Source organism: Rhodococcus sp. NFXS4 (assembly GCF_058139645.1).
Genome location: NZ_CP192221.1, coordinates 4,020,231 through 4,035,142, shown reverse-complemented (window position 1 = coordinate 4,035,142; position 14,912 = coordinate 4,020,231). Strand labels below are relative to the sequence as shown.

12 protein-coding genes and 1 tRNA gene are annotated in these 14,912 nt (G+C 62.4%); 9 read left to right on the top strand and 4 right to left on the bottom strand.

From position 1 onward, the window contains the following. Position 1 precedes the first annotated feature (1 nt). Entirely contained in the window at positions 2–1,471 is a 1,470-nt protein-coding gene (locus J4E04_RS19120) for a threonine/serine exporter family protein (protein ID WP_373425300.1), read from the bottom strand. Positions 1,472–1,674: 203 nt separating this feature from the next. On the opposite strand from J4E04_RS19120, the gene J4E04_RS19115 reads away from it, so the two are divergent. The 3 genes from J4E04_RS19115 (at position 1,675) to J4E04_RS19105 (ending at position 4,163) form a co-directional block, all read left to right on the top strand. Further along, the gene (locus J4E04_RS19115) at positions 1,675–2,766 is read left to right on the top strand and encodes a GGDEF domain-containing protein (protein WP_490149364.1); all 1,092 of its coding nucleotides are present in this window, start codon (positions 1,675–1,677) and stop codon (positions 2,764–2,766) included. 160 nt (positions 2,767–2,926) lie between these two features. Further along, positions 2,927–4,063, top strand: a complete 1,137-nt coding sequence (locus tag J4E04_RS19110; protein WP_328813596.1) for a GGDEF domain-containing protein — start codon at positions 2,927–2,929, stop codon at positions 4,061–4,063. A 25-nt stretch (positions 4,064–4,088) separates the two neighbouring features. Beyond that, positions 4,089–4,163: transfer RNA gene (locus tag J4E04_RS19105), tRNA-Thr, on the top strand. A 138-nt stretch (positions 4,164–4,301) separates the two neighbouring features. Here the strand turns inward: J4E04_RS19105 and J4E04_RS19100 are convergent. Together J4E04_RS19100 and J4E04_RS19095 are read right to left on the bottom strand one after the other, a co-directional pair. Then, positions 4,302–5,150, bottom strand: a complete 849-nt coding sequence (locus tag J4E04_RS19100) for a tyrosine-type recombinase/integrase (protein WP_490149363.1) — start codon at positions 5,148–5,150, stop codon at positions 4,302–4,304. Positions 5,151–5,599: 449 nt separating this feature from the next. After that, positions 5,600–6,097, bottom strand: a complete 498-nt coding sequence (locus tag J4E04_RS19095; RefSeq protein ID WP_490149362.1) for a helix-turn-helix domain-containing protein — start codon at positions 6,095–6,097, stop codon at positions 5,600–5,602. A gap of 273 nt (positions 6,098–6,370) precedes the next feature. Here J4E04_RS19095 and J4E04_RS19090 point away from each other — a divergent pair, with 273 nt between their 5' ends. The 5 genes from J4E04_RS19090 to J4E04_RS19070 all read left to right on the top strand — a co-directional run bounded on the left by J4E04_RS19090 (position 6,371) and on the right by J4E04_RS19070 (position 13,636). Continuing rightward, positions 6,371–6,568, top strand: a complete 198-nt coding sequence (locus J4E04_RS19090; RefSeq protein WP_027506918.1) for an excisionase family DNA-binding protein — start codon at positions 6,371–6,373, stop codon at positions 6,566–6,568. Between the two features lie 845 nt (positions 6,569–7,413). Then, entirely contained in the window at positions 7,414–8,214 is an 801-nt protein-coding gene (locus J4E04_RS19085; protein ID WP_490149361.1) for a ParA family protein, read from the top strand. After that, a complete protein-coding gene (locus J4E04_RS19080; RefSeq protein WP_490149360.1) occupies positions 8,201–8,542 on the top strand; it encodes a hypothetical protein in 342 nt (113 codons plus the stop codon). The genes J4E04_RS19085 and J4E04_RS19080 overlap by 14 nt, the downstream gene beginning before the upstream one ends. Positions 8,543–8,705: 163 nt before the next feature. After that, positions 8,706–9,839, top strand: coding sequence for a site-specific integrase (locus J4E04_RS19075; RefSeq protein ID WP_490149359.1), 1,134 nt, complete (start codon positions 8,706–8,708; stop codon positions 9,837–9,839). A 113-nt stretch (positions 9,840–9,952) separates the two neighbouring features. Beyond that, positions 9,953–13,636, top strand: a complete 3,684-nt coding sequence (locus J4E04_RS19070; protein WP_490149358.1) for an NACHT domain-containing protein — start codon at positions 9,953–9,955, stop codon at positions 13,634–13,636. Between the two features lie 87 nt (positions 13,637–13,723). Here J4E04_RS19070 and J4E04_RS19065 read toward each other — a convergent pair whose 3' ends face one another. After that, the gene (locus J4E04_RS19065; RefSeq protein ID WP_490149357.1) at positions 13,724–14,440 is read right to left on the bottom strand and encodes a GAF and ANTAR domain-containing protein; all 717 of its coding nucleotides are present in this window, start codon (positions 14,438–14,440) and stop codon (positions 13,724–13,726) included. 185 nt (positions 14,441–14,625) lie between these two features. Between J4E04_RS19065 and J4E04_RS19060 the strand changes: the two genes are divergently transcribed. Beyond that, complete coding sequence (locus tag J4E04_RS19060; RefSeq protein ID WP_490149356.1) at positions 14,626–14,865, top strand: hypothetical protein; 240 nt, start codon at positions 14,626–14,628, stop codon at positions 14,863–14,865. The last annotated feature ends 47 nt before the right edge of the window (positions 14,866–14,912 follow it).

Below are 14,912 nucleotides of genomic sequence, written 5' to 3'. Positions count from 1 at the left end.
TCTACTTCCAGCGCGCCGCGGACCGTCTCCGCGACCTGACCGGAAGCTTCGAGCGCACCGAGTCCGCGCGGCCCAGTCTCATGATGGGTCGACGCAGGGACTCGGTGCGTTCGACTATGCGGGGGCGGCGCAGTGTGCGCGCACCCCATTCGCCCAGCGTGACGCCGCCGGCCAGTGCGCCGCCCGTGCCCACCGCCGCCAGCAGTGCGCTGAGGCCCAGCAACGTCTGATCGTTGAGCAGGGCGAAAAGGCCGCGGTACACCGACAGACCCGGCAACAGCGGGGTGATACCGGCGACCGCGACGATCAGCGGCGGAATCAGGGCGCGACGAGCCATGAGACCACCGGCGAAGCCGACCACCGTCGCGGCGATCGCGGACGAGAGCACCGGCCCGAAGCCGACCTGCTGCGCGATGAGGAATACCAGCGCACCGGCGAAACCACCGGCGAACGCCGCCGTGAGACCTCGGCGCTCCGCGTAGCAGGCCAGTGCGTAGAAGAGGGCCGCGAAGGCGCCGGCCAGCACCTTGGTGGGCACCTGGGCGAGGTCCGGAGGCGCGACGTTGCTCATGACCGGCAGCTCGGCGCCCAGCAGCGCCGCCAGTCGCAGGGTCGTCGCCACGCCCGCGATGATGCCGCCCGTCATCATCAGCAGCTCGAAGAAGCGGGCCGCGGCGGTGATCGGGGCGCCCGTGATGGCGTCCTGCACCGAGCCGACCAGCGAGAGCCCCGACAACAGCACTGTCACGCCGGCCGCGATGACCTGGGACGGCAGGATCGAGATGCCCAGTTGTTCCTGGAAGTTGTACAGCGTGATGGCGGGCGCCGACGCGATGAAACCGCCGACAACCTGCTGGAAGAAGAAGGGCAGACCGGCACGGTTCAGCACTCGGCCGACGCGGTCGATCACCATCGTCGACAGGAAGCTCACGGCGGCCACCAGCACACCGCCGCCGAGCAGCACCGAGATCGCCGCGGCCATGCCCGCCCACGCCAGGGTGGCGATCCACCGGTTGTAGGGGTGCGGTGCCCGGGTGACCTCCTTCAGCTCCGCCAACGCGACCGCCGGTGTCGGCACCTCAAGGCGGATCTTGCGGGCGAGAGCGTCCACGTCGGCCAGGCGCGTGAAGTCCATGGACCGGTAGTGCACGATGCGCATCGTGCTGGCCGGGGGGAGTGTCGGGCCGCGGTAGGCGCTGATGACGATCGAGTTGTAGGTGACGTCCACGTCGCACCGGGCGAGGCCGTACGTCGAGGCGATGAACTGCACCTGATTGGCGGTGTCGATGGCACCGGTCCCGGCGGCCAGGGTCACCTCACCGACACGCACCGCGAGGTCGAGCACCTCCGACACGCTGGCGTCGTCGGTGAGGTCGATGGGCTGGAGCGGACTGGGTGCACCCGCCGGGGTGTCGACGATGGCGCGTCGCTCGCCTGTCATGCGTCGTAACGTCGACGCGAAGCCCTGCAGGTAGGTCATTCCTTCTCTCGGTCCGCTCTGGTGTCCGGTTGTCCCGACGAAGGTACCGGGTCCACCCGGGTGTTCCCTGACCGAGGCGGCTCACGCCCGCACACCGTTTTCGGCGTCCGGATGCGCCCACTCGTGGCACAGTGCTGGAACCACGTCGACCGTCGGGGGGCGACGACGTCCGACCCTGCAAGGACGGCCACACCGTGCGCGTGCTCCCCGGAATCTCGGCGGCCGACGTCGACTACGAGAGCGTCGTGGCGTACCACCGCCACGGCACCGCGATCCGGCGAGCGCCGTACCTCATAGCGTTCGCATGCGTCCTGCTTCTCGTGAAGACCGGTGCGGATCTGGCCACCGTCCGAGGCGACCGGTTCCGTCCGCCGATCCTTCTGGTGTGCGCAGCCGTCACCGCCGCTCTCGCGCTGTGGTGGGTCCGCGGACGAATGCCGCGCCGGTGCGGATCGGTCGCGTTCGTTGCGATCGCCGACATCGTCGTCCTGGACCCTCTGGTGATGCTGCCGCCGTCGTCGGTGATCGTCGTGCAGAGCGTGCTGTTGCTCGCTGTCGGCAACTATGCGAGTGCGTTCCACGGCCTGCGCGTGTACCTCGTGCACAGCATCCTCGTCCTCGGGGCGACGACGGCGCTGGTGCTGCGAGCGCTCGCCGTGGGGTCCGAGAGCCTGGTCGTCGTGGCCGCGACCGCTGTGGTCGTCGCGTTCGTCGTGTACGGCGGATCCACGCTGAACCACGTCTTCTTCACCCAGCTTCGCGACGACGCGGTGCGGGCCTATCACGATCAGCTCACCGGGCTGCGTAATCGTCTGGGCCTGCTCGTCGACGTGGAGAAGCAGATCCATGACGCCGTCGGCACGCCGGTCGCGGTGTCGATCCTGTGCATCGATCTCGACGCGTTCAAGTCGATCAACGATCGGCACGGCCACGCGGCCGGCGACGAGGTGCTCAGACGCGCGGCCGGTCGGATCGCCGCGGTCGCCGGGGACGCCGTCAGCGCGCGGACGGGCGGGGAGGAGTTCGCCCTCGTGGTCGTCGGTGTGGGTGACCCCGGGCCGCAGATGGCGAGCGCCCTTCTCGACGCCATTCACCGCCCCGACGATCCCACCCCCGTCACTGCGTCCATCGGTGTGGCCACCGTTCCCCTGCCGGACGGCCGCGTCGATACTCGGGACCTTCTGGACACGGTCCTCGCCTCTGCTGATCGAGCCATGTACGAGGCGAAACGGTGCGGTGGGCATCGCGCAGCCGTCGCGACGGGCGTCGACGTGCACTGCCTCTGACGACCGGAAACCGTCCTATACCTCGTTCGGTCGGTCTTTTTCGGGCTCTGTTCCCGCAATGACCGTGTCGACCGGGGATCGTGTGCCTACCATTGCGGTCGACGACGGTGTGGGGACCACCGTCGACACTGTTGTCCGTTTCGATGCAAGGCTGGCTCGAGTGCGTGTTCTCCGCGAATGGTGGTCGTCCGACATCGACTACGCGTGGGTCGCCAATTACCACCGGACCCACGCCTACCTGAGGTCGGCGCCGTACTTCATCAGCGTGGCCTGCTTCCTGCTCGCAGTGAAGACGGTCGCGGATCTGATCACAGCCCGTGACGCCGGACTCGGCGCATCCGGGTGGGTGTTCGCCGTGGCCACCGTCGTCTCCATCGCGCTCGGTCTGATGTGGGGGCGCGGCCACTTCCTGTCCCGGACGTGGTCGCTGCGCTTCGTCATCATCGGCGACGTCACCATCGCCGCGGTGCTGTTCGCGTTACCGCCGTCCCAGATCGTCGTCATCTCCGCCGCGCTGTTGGTGACGGTGGGGAACTACGCCAATGCGTTCCACGGCGTGCGCGTCTTCGTCTGCCACGAGGCCTGGGCCATCGGCGTCGCCGGGCTGCTGTTCCTCCGACTGGTGACCACCACGTCGGTGGAGGTGTCCGCTGCCGTGTCGACCCTGGTCACCGTCCTCGTGGTCCTCTTCGCCGCGTCGTCGCTCAATCACCTGTTCTTCACCGCACTGCGTGACGACGCGGCGCGCGCGTTCTACGACCAGCTGACCGGTCTCCGGAACAGACGCGGGTTGCTCGTCGACGTCGAGTCGATGCTCCGCAGCGCGCGACTCGCACCCGCCGACGGCGCCACCGTCGTGTCCGCCGTCTGCCTCGATCTCGACGCCTTCAAGTCCGTCAACGACCGCTTCGGCCACACCATCGGCGACGACGTCCTCCGCAGCGCCGCCGCCCGGATCGGTCGGGTGTCCTTCGACGCCGTCTCCGCGCGCATCGGCGGCGAGGAGTTCCTCGTCGTCGTCGCCGGCGACGAGTCGAGGGGACCGGCCGTCGCCCGCGCGTTGCTGCACGCCATCCATCGAGACGACGACGCGACACCGATCTCCGCATCCATCGGGGTGGCCTCCCTGCCCCTGTCGCAGGCCCGCGGCGACACCGCCGTGATGCTCAACAGCCTGCTCGATCGCGCCGACGCCGCCATGTACCAGGCGAAGCGACAGGGCGGGAACAGGGTCAGCGTCGCCGACCCCGGAACCGACGGGGTGGGCGGGCGCCGGCAGGAGGGGCTCTCGTTATGATGGTGCCGCTCGGTTCGCCGGGCACGCCTCCTTAGCTCAGTGGTAGAGCACTCGCCTTGTAAGCGAAAGGTCGTCAGTTCAATCCTGACAGGAGGCTCCAGCTTTAGGTGCCGTGATCTGCGGTTTCGCGATTCCGCCCACTTCGCGAAAATGGGCGATAAGGCCCCGATGTCACGAGTTGTCACAAGTCGCTCGGAACTGCTCCAGAGAGGGTCGAAATCCGGGCCTGCGGACGTGGTCAGTTTCCGTGAAGGTCTGACATTGTCTGGAGGCTCTGCGCCGCGATCTTGAGGGAGTCGTTCGGGGCGTGAGCGTATGTGCGCATGGTGAAGGCGGAATCCGCGTGGCCCAGCCACGCCGAGATGACGGCAATGGGAACGTTCTGCAGGTGCATCAACGTCGCGCAGGTGTGGCGCGCGTCGTGCAGCCTGATCTGAGGCAGTCCGGCGCGCTTGCACGCCGTCTGCCAGAAGTTGGACAACGTGTCGGGGTGGTAAGCGCGGCCGAGTACGTCGCACACGATATGGGTGCCCGGTCCATAGTTCGCACCGGCAGCGGCGCTCTCGAGGTCCTGACGCCCACGGGCGGCGATCAGGGCGGCGGTCAGCACCGGGGTCAGAGGAAGTTCGCGGTTCGACCGTTCCGTCTTGGTCAGTCCGTCCACAGCCTGACCGGCGACAGACACTCGGTTGTTGCGGATCGACATGATGCCGGCGGTCAGGTCGACGTCGCACCACCGAAGACCGCAGATCTCACCGCGGCGCAGGCCGGACAAAGCCAGGTTCCACGCGTGTCCCACTCGATCGGTCTGCGCGAAGGCCAACATCTTCCGCATCTCGTCCACGGAGAACGTCCGCATCTGTGGCTGCGTGCGCGGCAGTCGGTCCACCAACACCGCGATATTCCTCACCAGCAGGCCTTGTTTCACGAGGTCGGTCAGCACCGCCGAGATGATGTTCAGCATCGGATTAAGAGACTGCGGACTCCACGGTCGACGCACCGAATGAGGTGTCATCGGTGTTCCGCCGGCGGCCAGTGCCGTCACCAGCGAGTCGAGGTGGCCCTTGGTCAACCGCTGTACCGGCATTGCTCCGTGAAACTGTCTCAGCGGTTCGAGCGCATGACGATAGGCATTCTTCGTCGTGGGTCGCACCCGCCGCCCGGCGAGCCATGCCTCGCAGACCTCGTCAACGGACAGTGCGCTACCGGATACGTGAACACCACGGTTGACCTCGTCGGTCACGCGGGCCAAGTATGCGCGAGCGTCTTTTTCGGTATCGAATCGCCGCCGGGACTGTGATCGCGTCGTATGGAGATATGTGGAACCGTCAGGTCGCAGGCGCGGTACCTCTCGCGTTCCAGCGTCGACGGTGACCTGGTATCGGACGACGTCTTTCCCCGTACGGCGATCGGTGACCGAGATCTTGCGGATCTGCGGAGGTAGTTGGTTTCTAGCCATCGACCGACTGAGCCGAACTGGCAGCGAGTCTTCTCTTTGATCCCAGGATTCGCGTCGGTGGCGTACTTGATGAGCGATCAGCCACGGGGGAGTCCATCTCCGACGGTCATGCCGAGTCCGGCCATGGTGTCCCGATGCGCTGCGGTCTGCTTGAGCGCGTTCTCGTAAATGATCTCCAGGGCTTCGATCTGGTCGGACGACTCGTTGTTCTCGAGTGCCTTCTGCAGCTGCTTGCGCGCGCTACGCATCGCGGTGATCGAGCGGTGCCATTCGTGAGTAAGCGTCGTACGGTCTCCGCGGGCATCGAACTGCCGGCGCACGAACACCGCAACCGGCTGCCCGGTTGCTTCGTCGGACCATCCCGAATCCTCGAGCATCAACAGGCCGCTTTCTCCTCCCACCCACCTGACGGCGTCATGGGATTCCTGGGGAACACCAGGGAGCACGTCCACAGTTCCACGGGGAAGATCAGGGAACAGCAGCTGGGCGGGCGCCACTTCGAGCGCTGCGGCCAGTGCGAGGAGATCAGCGACATCGAGCCCCCTCCGCCGCCCTGTCTCCAGGTCGGAGATCACCGCCCTCGATATGTGGTGGCCGAGCTCGGCAGTGCGGTCGGAGAGTGCCTGCCCGGACATCGGCGGGGTCGCCGACGTCCGGAGCCGGCGGACCTCGGCCCCCGTTCGATCCACGATCGCTTGGGCCCAGCTTTGCGTCATGAACACGCACTCTACCGCCTTCTGGTAGTTCTCTTGCGGTGATTACACGCGTCCGCTAGTTTGTGGTGGAACCACGTGGACGCGCCGTATTCAGCGGAACGGATGTGGTGAATCAACGCAGCGGAGGGTGTCATGACGAGACAGCTGTTCAGCGTGCAAGAGGGTATGGACCGCACCGGCTTGGGCCGGTCCAACTTCTTCAACAAGCTCGCATCCGGTGAGATCAAAAGCATCAAGGTAGGCAAGCGCCGCCTCATACCGGATACCGCGATCGACGAGTACATCGAGCGCCTTGAGGCTCAGGCATCTTTGTCGACGGATGTCGCGTGAGCTGAGGTACTGCCTGAACAAAACGACGCCCCCGGCGCATCTCGGTGTTACCAGCACCGAGGCCGAGGGCGTCCAAACCGCCTCACATCAGATCGGAGGTTCTTGCATTCGACCTTAGGTCATTCCTGCTCGTCCTTCAATGATGATTATTGACGGGACGAGCCGCACATCAGCTATTCGGCTGATGGTGCTGAACGCTGGGCGCCTTTTATGCCCGCGTCCGTCGTTCTCTGGCAGAGCCCGACGATAACCAGCCTGCCGCCGTTGACTGTGCACCCTGTAGCGATCCCCGGAGACCGGCCCCGGGCACCATGCCGTCGACTGATCATTGATGACGTGGCGATACCGAAAGCCACGCGCCCATCCGGGTGCGGGGCCAGAGGGCGTGGAGCGGACAACGTGGGTGCGGACATTGGGGGTCACCCCTGGGGGGTCCGGGTGTAGCAGCACGTAGTCCTATGAAGTAGACGGGACCACCCTCCATACCAACAGTTTTCAGGTTCACTGCTCGGAGACCGAATCTGTGGATCCGGCCAACGGTCGACTCCGGCGCGGGTTCGTTGACGACAGTGAGAGTTACCAGTGATTGCAGTATCGGCGGTGTTGTCACCATCGACCACTACCCCAGTGATGGTGGCATTGCTGGTATTACGTCCCGTGCGGGTGTCACGTCCCAGTCAGTCATTACCGGTATCGGACTCTTCACTGGGGTGGCATGTATGGGGGTATGCGCCGCCACTTCTCCGATACAGCCATCGCTTACTTTTCTTCCTTCACCCGTATTGCAGGTCTTGCGGGTACGGGAAGTCTCTTTCTTCGAAATCCCGACACATGAGAGGACACACATGCCACACAACGTGATCGCCTTTTGCAACCAAAAGGGTGGCGTAGGCAAGACGACGACCACCTTCCACATCGTGGATGCCGCTCGTCGCGCCGGCCACCGAGTCCTGGCACTGGATATGGACCCTCAGGGAAACCTGAGCACCGTGCTTAGTGCCGGTGAGCCGGCACCTGGCGACGCAGGGATGGCGGACGCGTTGTCGGACCGGTCAGCCGCCACCCTCGCAGACGTCGTGGCGCCGTCCATCTGGAACGGAGTGGACCTGGTCGCCACCGACCCGAACTCGGAATCCCTCGCCTTCGTGCGGGATGAGCTGATTCTCGGCGGCGCAGGACGCGAACGGCGACTTCGCGATGCGCTGGAGTCACTCGCTCCGAAGTATGGACTGGTGGTGATCGACTGCCCGCCGAGTCTGGACCTGTTAACAATCAACGGCCTGGTGGCAGCCCGGCGAGCGCTCGTGGTCAGTCAGTCCGCGCTGTTCTCCGCGAACGGGCTGGCACGGTTACGACGCACCATCGACGTGGTGCGTCGCAGCTACAACCCGACGCTGGAGCTGGTGGGCGCGATCATCAACCTTCACGAACGCCACACCATCGCTGGTCGTGAACAGCTGGCGGAGATCTCCGAGTGCATCACGATCATCGGCGACCCTGTACCTAAGCGGGTCGTGTTGAAGGACTCCTCCGAGGCGCAGACCAGTTTGCTGGATTGGGGGACCACGGACGCCCGAAACTTGGCGAGCATCTACCGGCGTACATCGGGGCTGCTCATGGAGGGAGTCGGCCATGGTGCGTCCTGAGCGTCTGAAGAGCAGCTTGGGCAACTCGAGCCCGCTCGACCCGGTGTCCGAGGTGGTGTCAGGTACGGCTGCCGCAGCTCCAGCACCGCCGGTGGGGGACAAGCCCACCAAAACCAAGCGGACGTTCTACTTCTACGTCGAGACCAGTGAGCGACTCCTGAATGCGGCCGAGGCCCTGATGGCAACGCCAGGAGCGCCGCGCGGCCCATCCGACCTTGCTGCAGAGGCGGTGGAACGGTACGTCGATTATCTGGAGGCCACCCACAACGAAGGCCAGCCGTTCGCACAGCGAAGTGGGCCGCTTCAGCGGGGGCCGCGCGTTCGGTAGCTCGCTATGGCAACGCCTGTTTTTGGGCTCATTAATTTCACTTAACGCACCATGTGCCGCGAAACAGCAGTTCAGCACAGTTTTGGCCCGCGACCATGTCGGACGAAGGGTTTAGGCTGCGGATATGGAGTCCGGACCTGCCGAAACAGCCCCCGTACGCCCTATGACGGCCGCCTCAGGTCTCTCGGAGGGCACGGCAGCGCCGGCGATCCCCGTGGCGGTGGCCGAACGCATCGCCGCTGCGGTGGAGTCGTCCCGGTCGGCCGGCACCCGCCGCGCCTACGCATCCGGGTGGCGCCGTTTCACCGACTGGTGCGTCCGTAACGGGCACGCCGCGCTGCCGGCGCATCCCGTCACGGTCGCGGCGTACCTCGTCGACGCCGCCGATACCGTCACCGCGGCGGGGGAGAAGGCCTACGCCGCCAGCACCCTGTCGGCGTGGGCATCAGCGATCAACCACTTTCACCAGACCACCGGACACGCCTCGCCCACGAAGCACCACCTCGTCACGGCTGCGCTTGCAGGCATCCGCCGCCAGTACGCCACCGCCGGCGATCGTCCCCGCACCCAACGCGCACCCCTGCTGGTGTCCGACGTTCGGCACCTCGTCGACACCGCCCGCGGCCACTGCGACGGGTGGGCCGACGACGTGTACGAACGCCGAGACACCGCGCTGCTACTCCTCGGGTTCGCCGGAGCGTTCCGCCGCTCCGAGCTCGCCGACCTCGAATGCCGCGACGTCACACTGCACCGCGAAGACGGACTTCACATCCGACTACGCAAGACCAAGACCGACCAAGAAGGCCGCGGCGTCATACGGGCACTCCCGACCACCGACTCTCACGTCACCTGCCCACCCTGCGCGTACGTGCGATGGGTGCAGGTGGTGGCAGCGTTCAACGCCGGCGGTCGTGCCTCCGTCATCCGTCTACTTCGCGAACGCGAGCCGTTCGATCAGCATGTATGCCGCGGGGGAGTGCCTCGCACCGCCGCAAGGGCACCGCTGTTCCGGGCCATCGCCAAGAACGGCAACCTCGGAACTACGCCACTGTCCGGTGCCGCAATCCACAAGACCATCCGACGACGCGCCGAACGAGCCGGCTACGACGCCACCGTTGTGTCCCAGCTCGGCGGGCACTCCCTGCGGTCCGGGTTCGTCACTCAGGCCTTCCGTAACGGCGCGGATGCGCACGCCATCATGCGGCAAACCGGCCACACCACACCCTCCATGCTCGAACAATACGCGCGCGAAAACACGCCGCTAATGGGCAACGCGGTGACCGAGATCGGGCTGTAGGTTACCTACAGGTGCGTTTCGCTGTGGAGTTGAACGCCATCTAACTCGAGCAGTTGAACCGCAGGCCTAACAGGAGCACCCACGCAGGGGTACTCCAAGATGTAAGGATTGCCATGCAATACGACTACGAACGCTTCACGCCGGACCGTTTTCAAGATTTCTGCCAGGCGCTGATCGTGGCTTCTTATCCGGACACGCAATGTTACCCAACTGGTCAAGGAGATGGAGGTCGCGACGGGTACTCGTTGGCCGACGGAGCTGTAGTCTTTCAAGTCAAGTTCCGGCGCGACAGATTGAAAGGAGACGACTCCTTTAAGTTAATTCAAAAAGCCATCGAAAAAGAGTTACCGAAAATTGAGAAATTAAAGAACCGCGGGGCCGAAAAATATATACTGTGCACAAATTTAACAGCTAGCTCTGCGCTCGATGTAGGTGAAATCGACCGAATGCAAACTTACATCGACGCAACATTACCGATCCCCGGCAAAGTCTGGTGGCGCTCAGATATAGATGGACGGTTGAATAATGCTTACGATATAAAATGGCAATTTTCCGAGATTATCACATCTAATGATCTTTTGCGTTATCTAGTTGAAAGTCAACTGGGCGAACAGTTTCGGCGACGCTTAATTGCTATCTCTGGCTATTTGACGGCACAATATGAAGGTGATGAATATGTAAAGTTTAAACAGGCGGACCTGCAAGCAAGCGATTTGCTCGCCTTGTTTATCGATGTACCAATAACATATCGACCGATGGCCAATCCGCGTCGACGCGACGATCGGTCTGTTTATCGTATGATCCGTGAAATCGCTCTGGAAGAATTTTCGGAAACATTTACCGTGTCTCGCAGTGCTGCAATCGGTGGCGCTTCGCTGCTACTGCATCCCAAAGCGCAGCGGAATTTGCACCGAACGATTATCGAAGGTGGGCCAGGGCAAGGCAAGTCTACGCTTGCACAATATGTGTGTCAGACGTACAGGATGAAATTCCTGAATAAGGTCGAACGATTGCAACAGCTACCCGCAAAACACCGACTCGTTCCTGTCAAAGTGCCATTCAAAATTGACTTACGCGATTTGTCGTCCTGGTTGCAGGGTGTAAATCCAATGACTCATGAAGCAGTAGACCGAGGTGTCACTCTAGGCCTGGAGTCATTCATCGCTGCACACATTACATATCTTTCGGGCGGGCAAGCTTTCTCTGTCGACGATCTTGCCCTATTTCTGTCCGCTACTCCAGCGCTGATCTTCCTCGACGGTTTGGATGAGGTCGCATCGATAAGTGAGCGCAAATTGGTCGTGGACGCTGTCAGTGCCACGGCGAACCGGATGTTGGCGCACTCGCCACATGTGCAATTTATTGTAACAAGTCGCCCAGCTGCTGTTCCAAATATGCCTCGATTTGCCTCGGAGGATTGGGACTACCTATCACTTGATTCGATTACGTCGGACCTAATTTACGAGTACACGGACCGATGGAGTGCTGCCCGTAAAATAAGTGCTCACGATACAGACGAGATCAAAGCAATTCTGCAAGACAAGCTGCAGAGTTCGCACATCAAAGAGCTTGCACGCAATGCGATGCAGCTCACGATTCTGCTTAATCTTGTTCACGTTCGTGGACAAGCGCTGCCGGACCATCGGACCCATCTTTATGACAGCTACGTCGACGTATTTTTCAACAGAGAAGCCGACAAGCATCGAGTTGTTAAAGATCATCGACAGCTTCTTATCAATCTGCATGGATATTTGGCCTGGAACATTCACAGTGCGTCTGAAAATAAACAAACAAGCGGGCGCGTTGGGCAGCAAGAGCTGAAAGTGCTGATTACGAAGTTTCTCGAAGCACAAGATTACGATCCGAAAATCGTGGACGACCTGCTGAACGGTGTTGTGCAACGAATTGTGGCACTAGTAAGTCGCATGGAAGGCACGTTCGAGTTCGAGGTTCAGCCTTTGCGAGAGTATTTTGCAGCCCGTCACCTTTACAACACCGCGCCGTACAGTCCGGTTGGTCGCCCACGTCACGGTACGAAACCGGACATTTTCGCTGCGATGGCTCCAAGTCCGTACTGGCTCAACGTGACGCGTTTCTATTCTGGATGCTATTCAGTTGGAGAGCTTTCAGGATTGGCTGAGCAAGTGGAAGATTCGCTCGGTCGGGAATTTGGCTCACGCGGGTCGTTCCCTCGCGTTGTGGCGACGTCACTGTTAGCTGACCGGGTGTTTAGTCAGGCGCCTCGTGTTACTGCAAGGGTTGCGAACGTAGCAGTAGATGAGCTGACACTCCGTTACGCGTTTCGGTCGCGGTTTTCGCCGACGACAACCGTAGAGCTACGGCTTCCCGCGGATTGTGGTCAGGACGTTATTGCAGAACAACTCGGAAACAGGACACGCACGATAGAAAGCGCGGCCGGGCGTGCGGAGGCTGGACTGGTGTGGATATGGGCAGTGCCAGAAGCAAAACGGTACGCGTATTGGAAAAATGTGCAGCCTCCTGAGCAGTGCTCGGATGAAGTGATCTCATCGTGGTTTGAACTCGCGAGGAATGCGCAGGTGCTAACGCAATTGACTGCCGAGGATGCGAGGATAGTTCGAAGTCGGTGGCCACTGCGTTGGCACGCGATGGCGGCATCCGGAAATAGTGCCCTGGTAGCGTCTACTCAGGACGAGATGGAATATGCCCTTGCCCTGGCGGACGGTCGAGTCGAACTAGCGGGGTTCGATGGCACGCCCCTCTCTAGAGTTATGTGGCTTTTCACAAGTGGACTTGTTATCAATGGATCCGAGGCGGCGTTCTTCCTCGATTTTAGTTCGTCCGATGAGTCTGACTACCCGCGTAATGATGCGCTTCGAGCGATGGTTGCGGACATCGTCAGGATCGCGCCCGGCAGCGCAATGGGTGGTTTCCACGAGCGAACCGAAACGCTTGCAGCTTCACTCAAGACATGGTCTTCTATTATTGATTCTTACGACCGCGCCTTAGGGCGCACGTGGCTGTCCTGGGTTAGCGCCAGTCTTTCTGTGGAAGGGGCACAGAGGATCCAAGGTGCTCTCTCAATAAATCCGGAGTACTGCGAGCCGATAAAATTTGTACTCGAAGCGCGAAACCGCAAAGCTGAGAAAACCTGGTGGGCGAATTTATTGAGTTCTTTGGGTACCGACCCTTTGCAGGCTCGAGTTGCGATTTTGCTTATTGCGAAGTACGCAACACCGTCCGTACTGCTGGCTAATGTTCCTGCGATAGACCGTCTGGTCGAATCAATGTCTGGGGACCAATTTGCTGCTATTGCGCACAGAGTCAATCGCTCGCGAGGGCTCACGATACCCACTAAGAAGGGGCGCGATCTTCTTTCTGCGTCTAAATCTGGTAGGACAATGTGCCTCCTTGCAATTCGAATGGTTGAAATCGTCCAGGTTGAAGTATCGGCCCGGTTAGACGATAAATATCTGAGTTGTAATGCTTTTGTGGCGAACCTCTTGCTGGAATGGCTTGTTTCTAGTCGGGTGATATCAGCACAACCGGCGGATTGGGCATTGAGATTAGAAGAGGTCGCACGCGTTTACAAGCACGCAGACGACCCTTTCAGTGGAAGTCTGCTACACGAGTTCGGTGATGCGGGAGCCCCCAACAAGATGCCGGCCCAGGTTGCATACGAGATTCTGCGACGGTCGCAGATTTACCCAAACGGCATTGTTACGATGGCGGATCAAATAGTGACCGCTGCCGAGGTGAAGAAGATTGCAGCGGTGGGCAGTCGTGCGAGACGCGAGAAGTGGGCAGCCAACGGGTAGACAAACTGTCTGAGCGCGCAGTCCGCAACCACCTGTTGTCGGTCCCTCGATCGAGCAGCCGTGACGGTGCGTTAACAGAAGTTCCGGTCAGTCTTGGTCGCGTCGTGCGATGCGCTCGGCGAGGTCGGTGACCGGTGTGTGCCACTCCTGCGACAGGCGCACCAGCATCGCGAACGCGGCGTCGGCACGTAGGTCGTAGCGTTCCATGACGATGCCTTTGGCTTGTCCGATGACATCTCTGGTGGCCAGCGCGGATTCGAGTTTCTTTTCGCGTTCGGCGGCGACGAGGGCTATCGCGGCGTGGGTGGCGAGCATGATGCCGACGTCGTCGTCGGTGTCGTCGAACCCGTGCGCGGTGTCGGAGTACAGATTCAGTGCGCCGAGGTGGTCGCGGTGTGTGTAGAGGCGGAAGGTCAGCATCGACTGAACTCCCTGGTCCGCGGCGGCGGGGGAGAAGGTCGGCCACCGGTCCTCGCTGGCCATGTCGACCACGCGCACGCTGTGGTGCTTCCACACCGTGTCCAGGCACGGTCCTTCCCGGCACCGTTCCTGCAGCTCGTCGATGATGCGGGGAAGGTCGTCGGTGGCGGCGCGGGAGTCGACCTTGTGGTTCTTCGTCACCAGGGTGATGCCGGCGTGGTCGGCGCCGGGGATCAGGTGCGCGGCCTGCACGGTGATCGCGGAGAGGGTTTCGTCGACGCTGTCGTGGTCCTCCTGGATCACTCGGGCCATCTCCGCCATCGCGTGCCCGAGCGACCGGGAGCCGTCCCCGGTGTCGGTGTGCGTGTCCGGGTCGTCGAGCACGGGAACCTCCCTCATTGCCGCTGTACGTGGGCGGCCACGCGCCCATTGGTGAACGTCACCTTGTCACAGCTGTCAGGCGTAGGGTGGCCCGTGTTCGGTACAACCCCTGCCGATCGGATTCTTCTATCCGATCTCGGTCGTGTCCCTTCCTCTCCGCGAAGGGCGCGACGTCAGGAGTGTGCTCCATGGTGCCGAACGACCACCGCCGAACGCGCGACGAGGACCTGCCCAGCCGGCGGGCCCGCTGGGTGCGGTCCGTCCTCGACCGCCGACGTACTCGGGCGATGGCCACGGGCATCGTGATGGCCGTCGACGACGTCGACATCGACACAGCAGATGCGCGGATCACCGCCCACGCCGAGCGCTGCCACCTCGACGTCTCCGCCGTGGCAGCGAGCATCTGCCGCACACACCGATACCCGTGACCACCCGTGCTCGTCCAACGCGCACTCTTACGCAGCGTCGGTCAAGC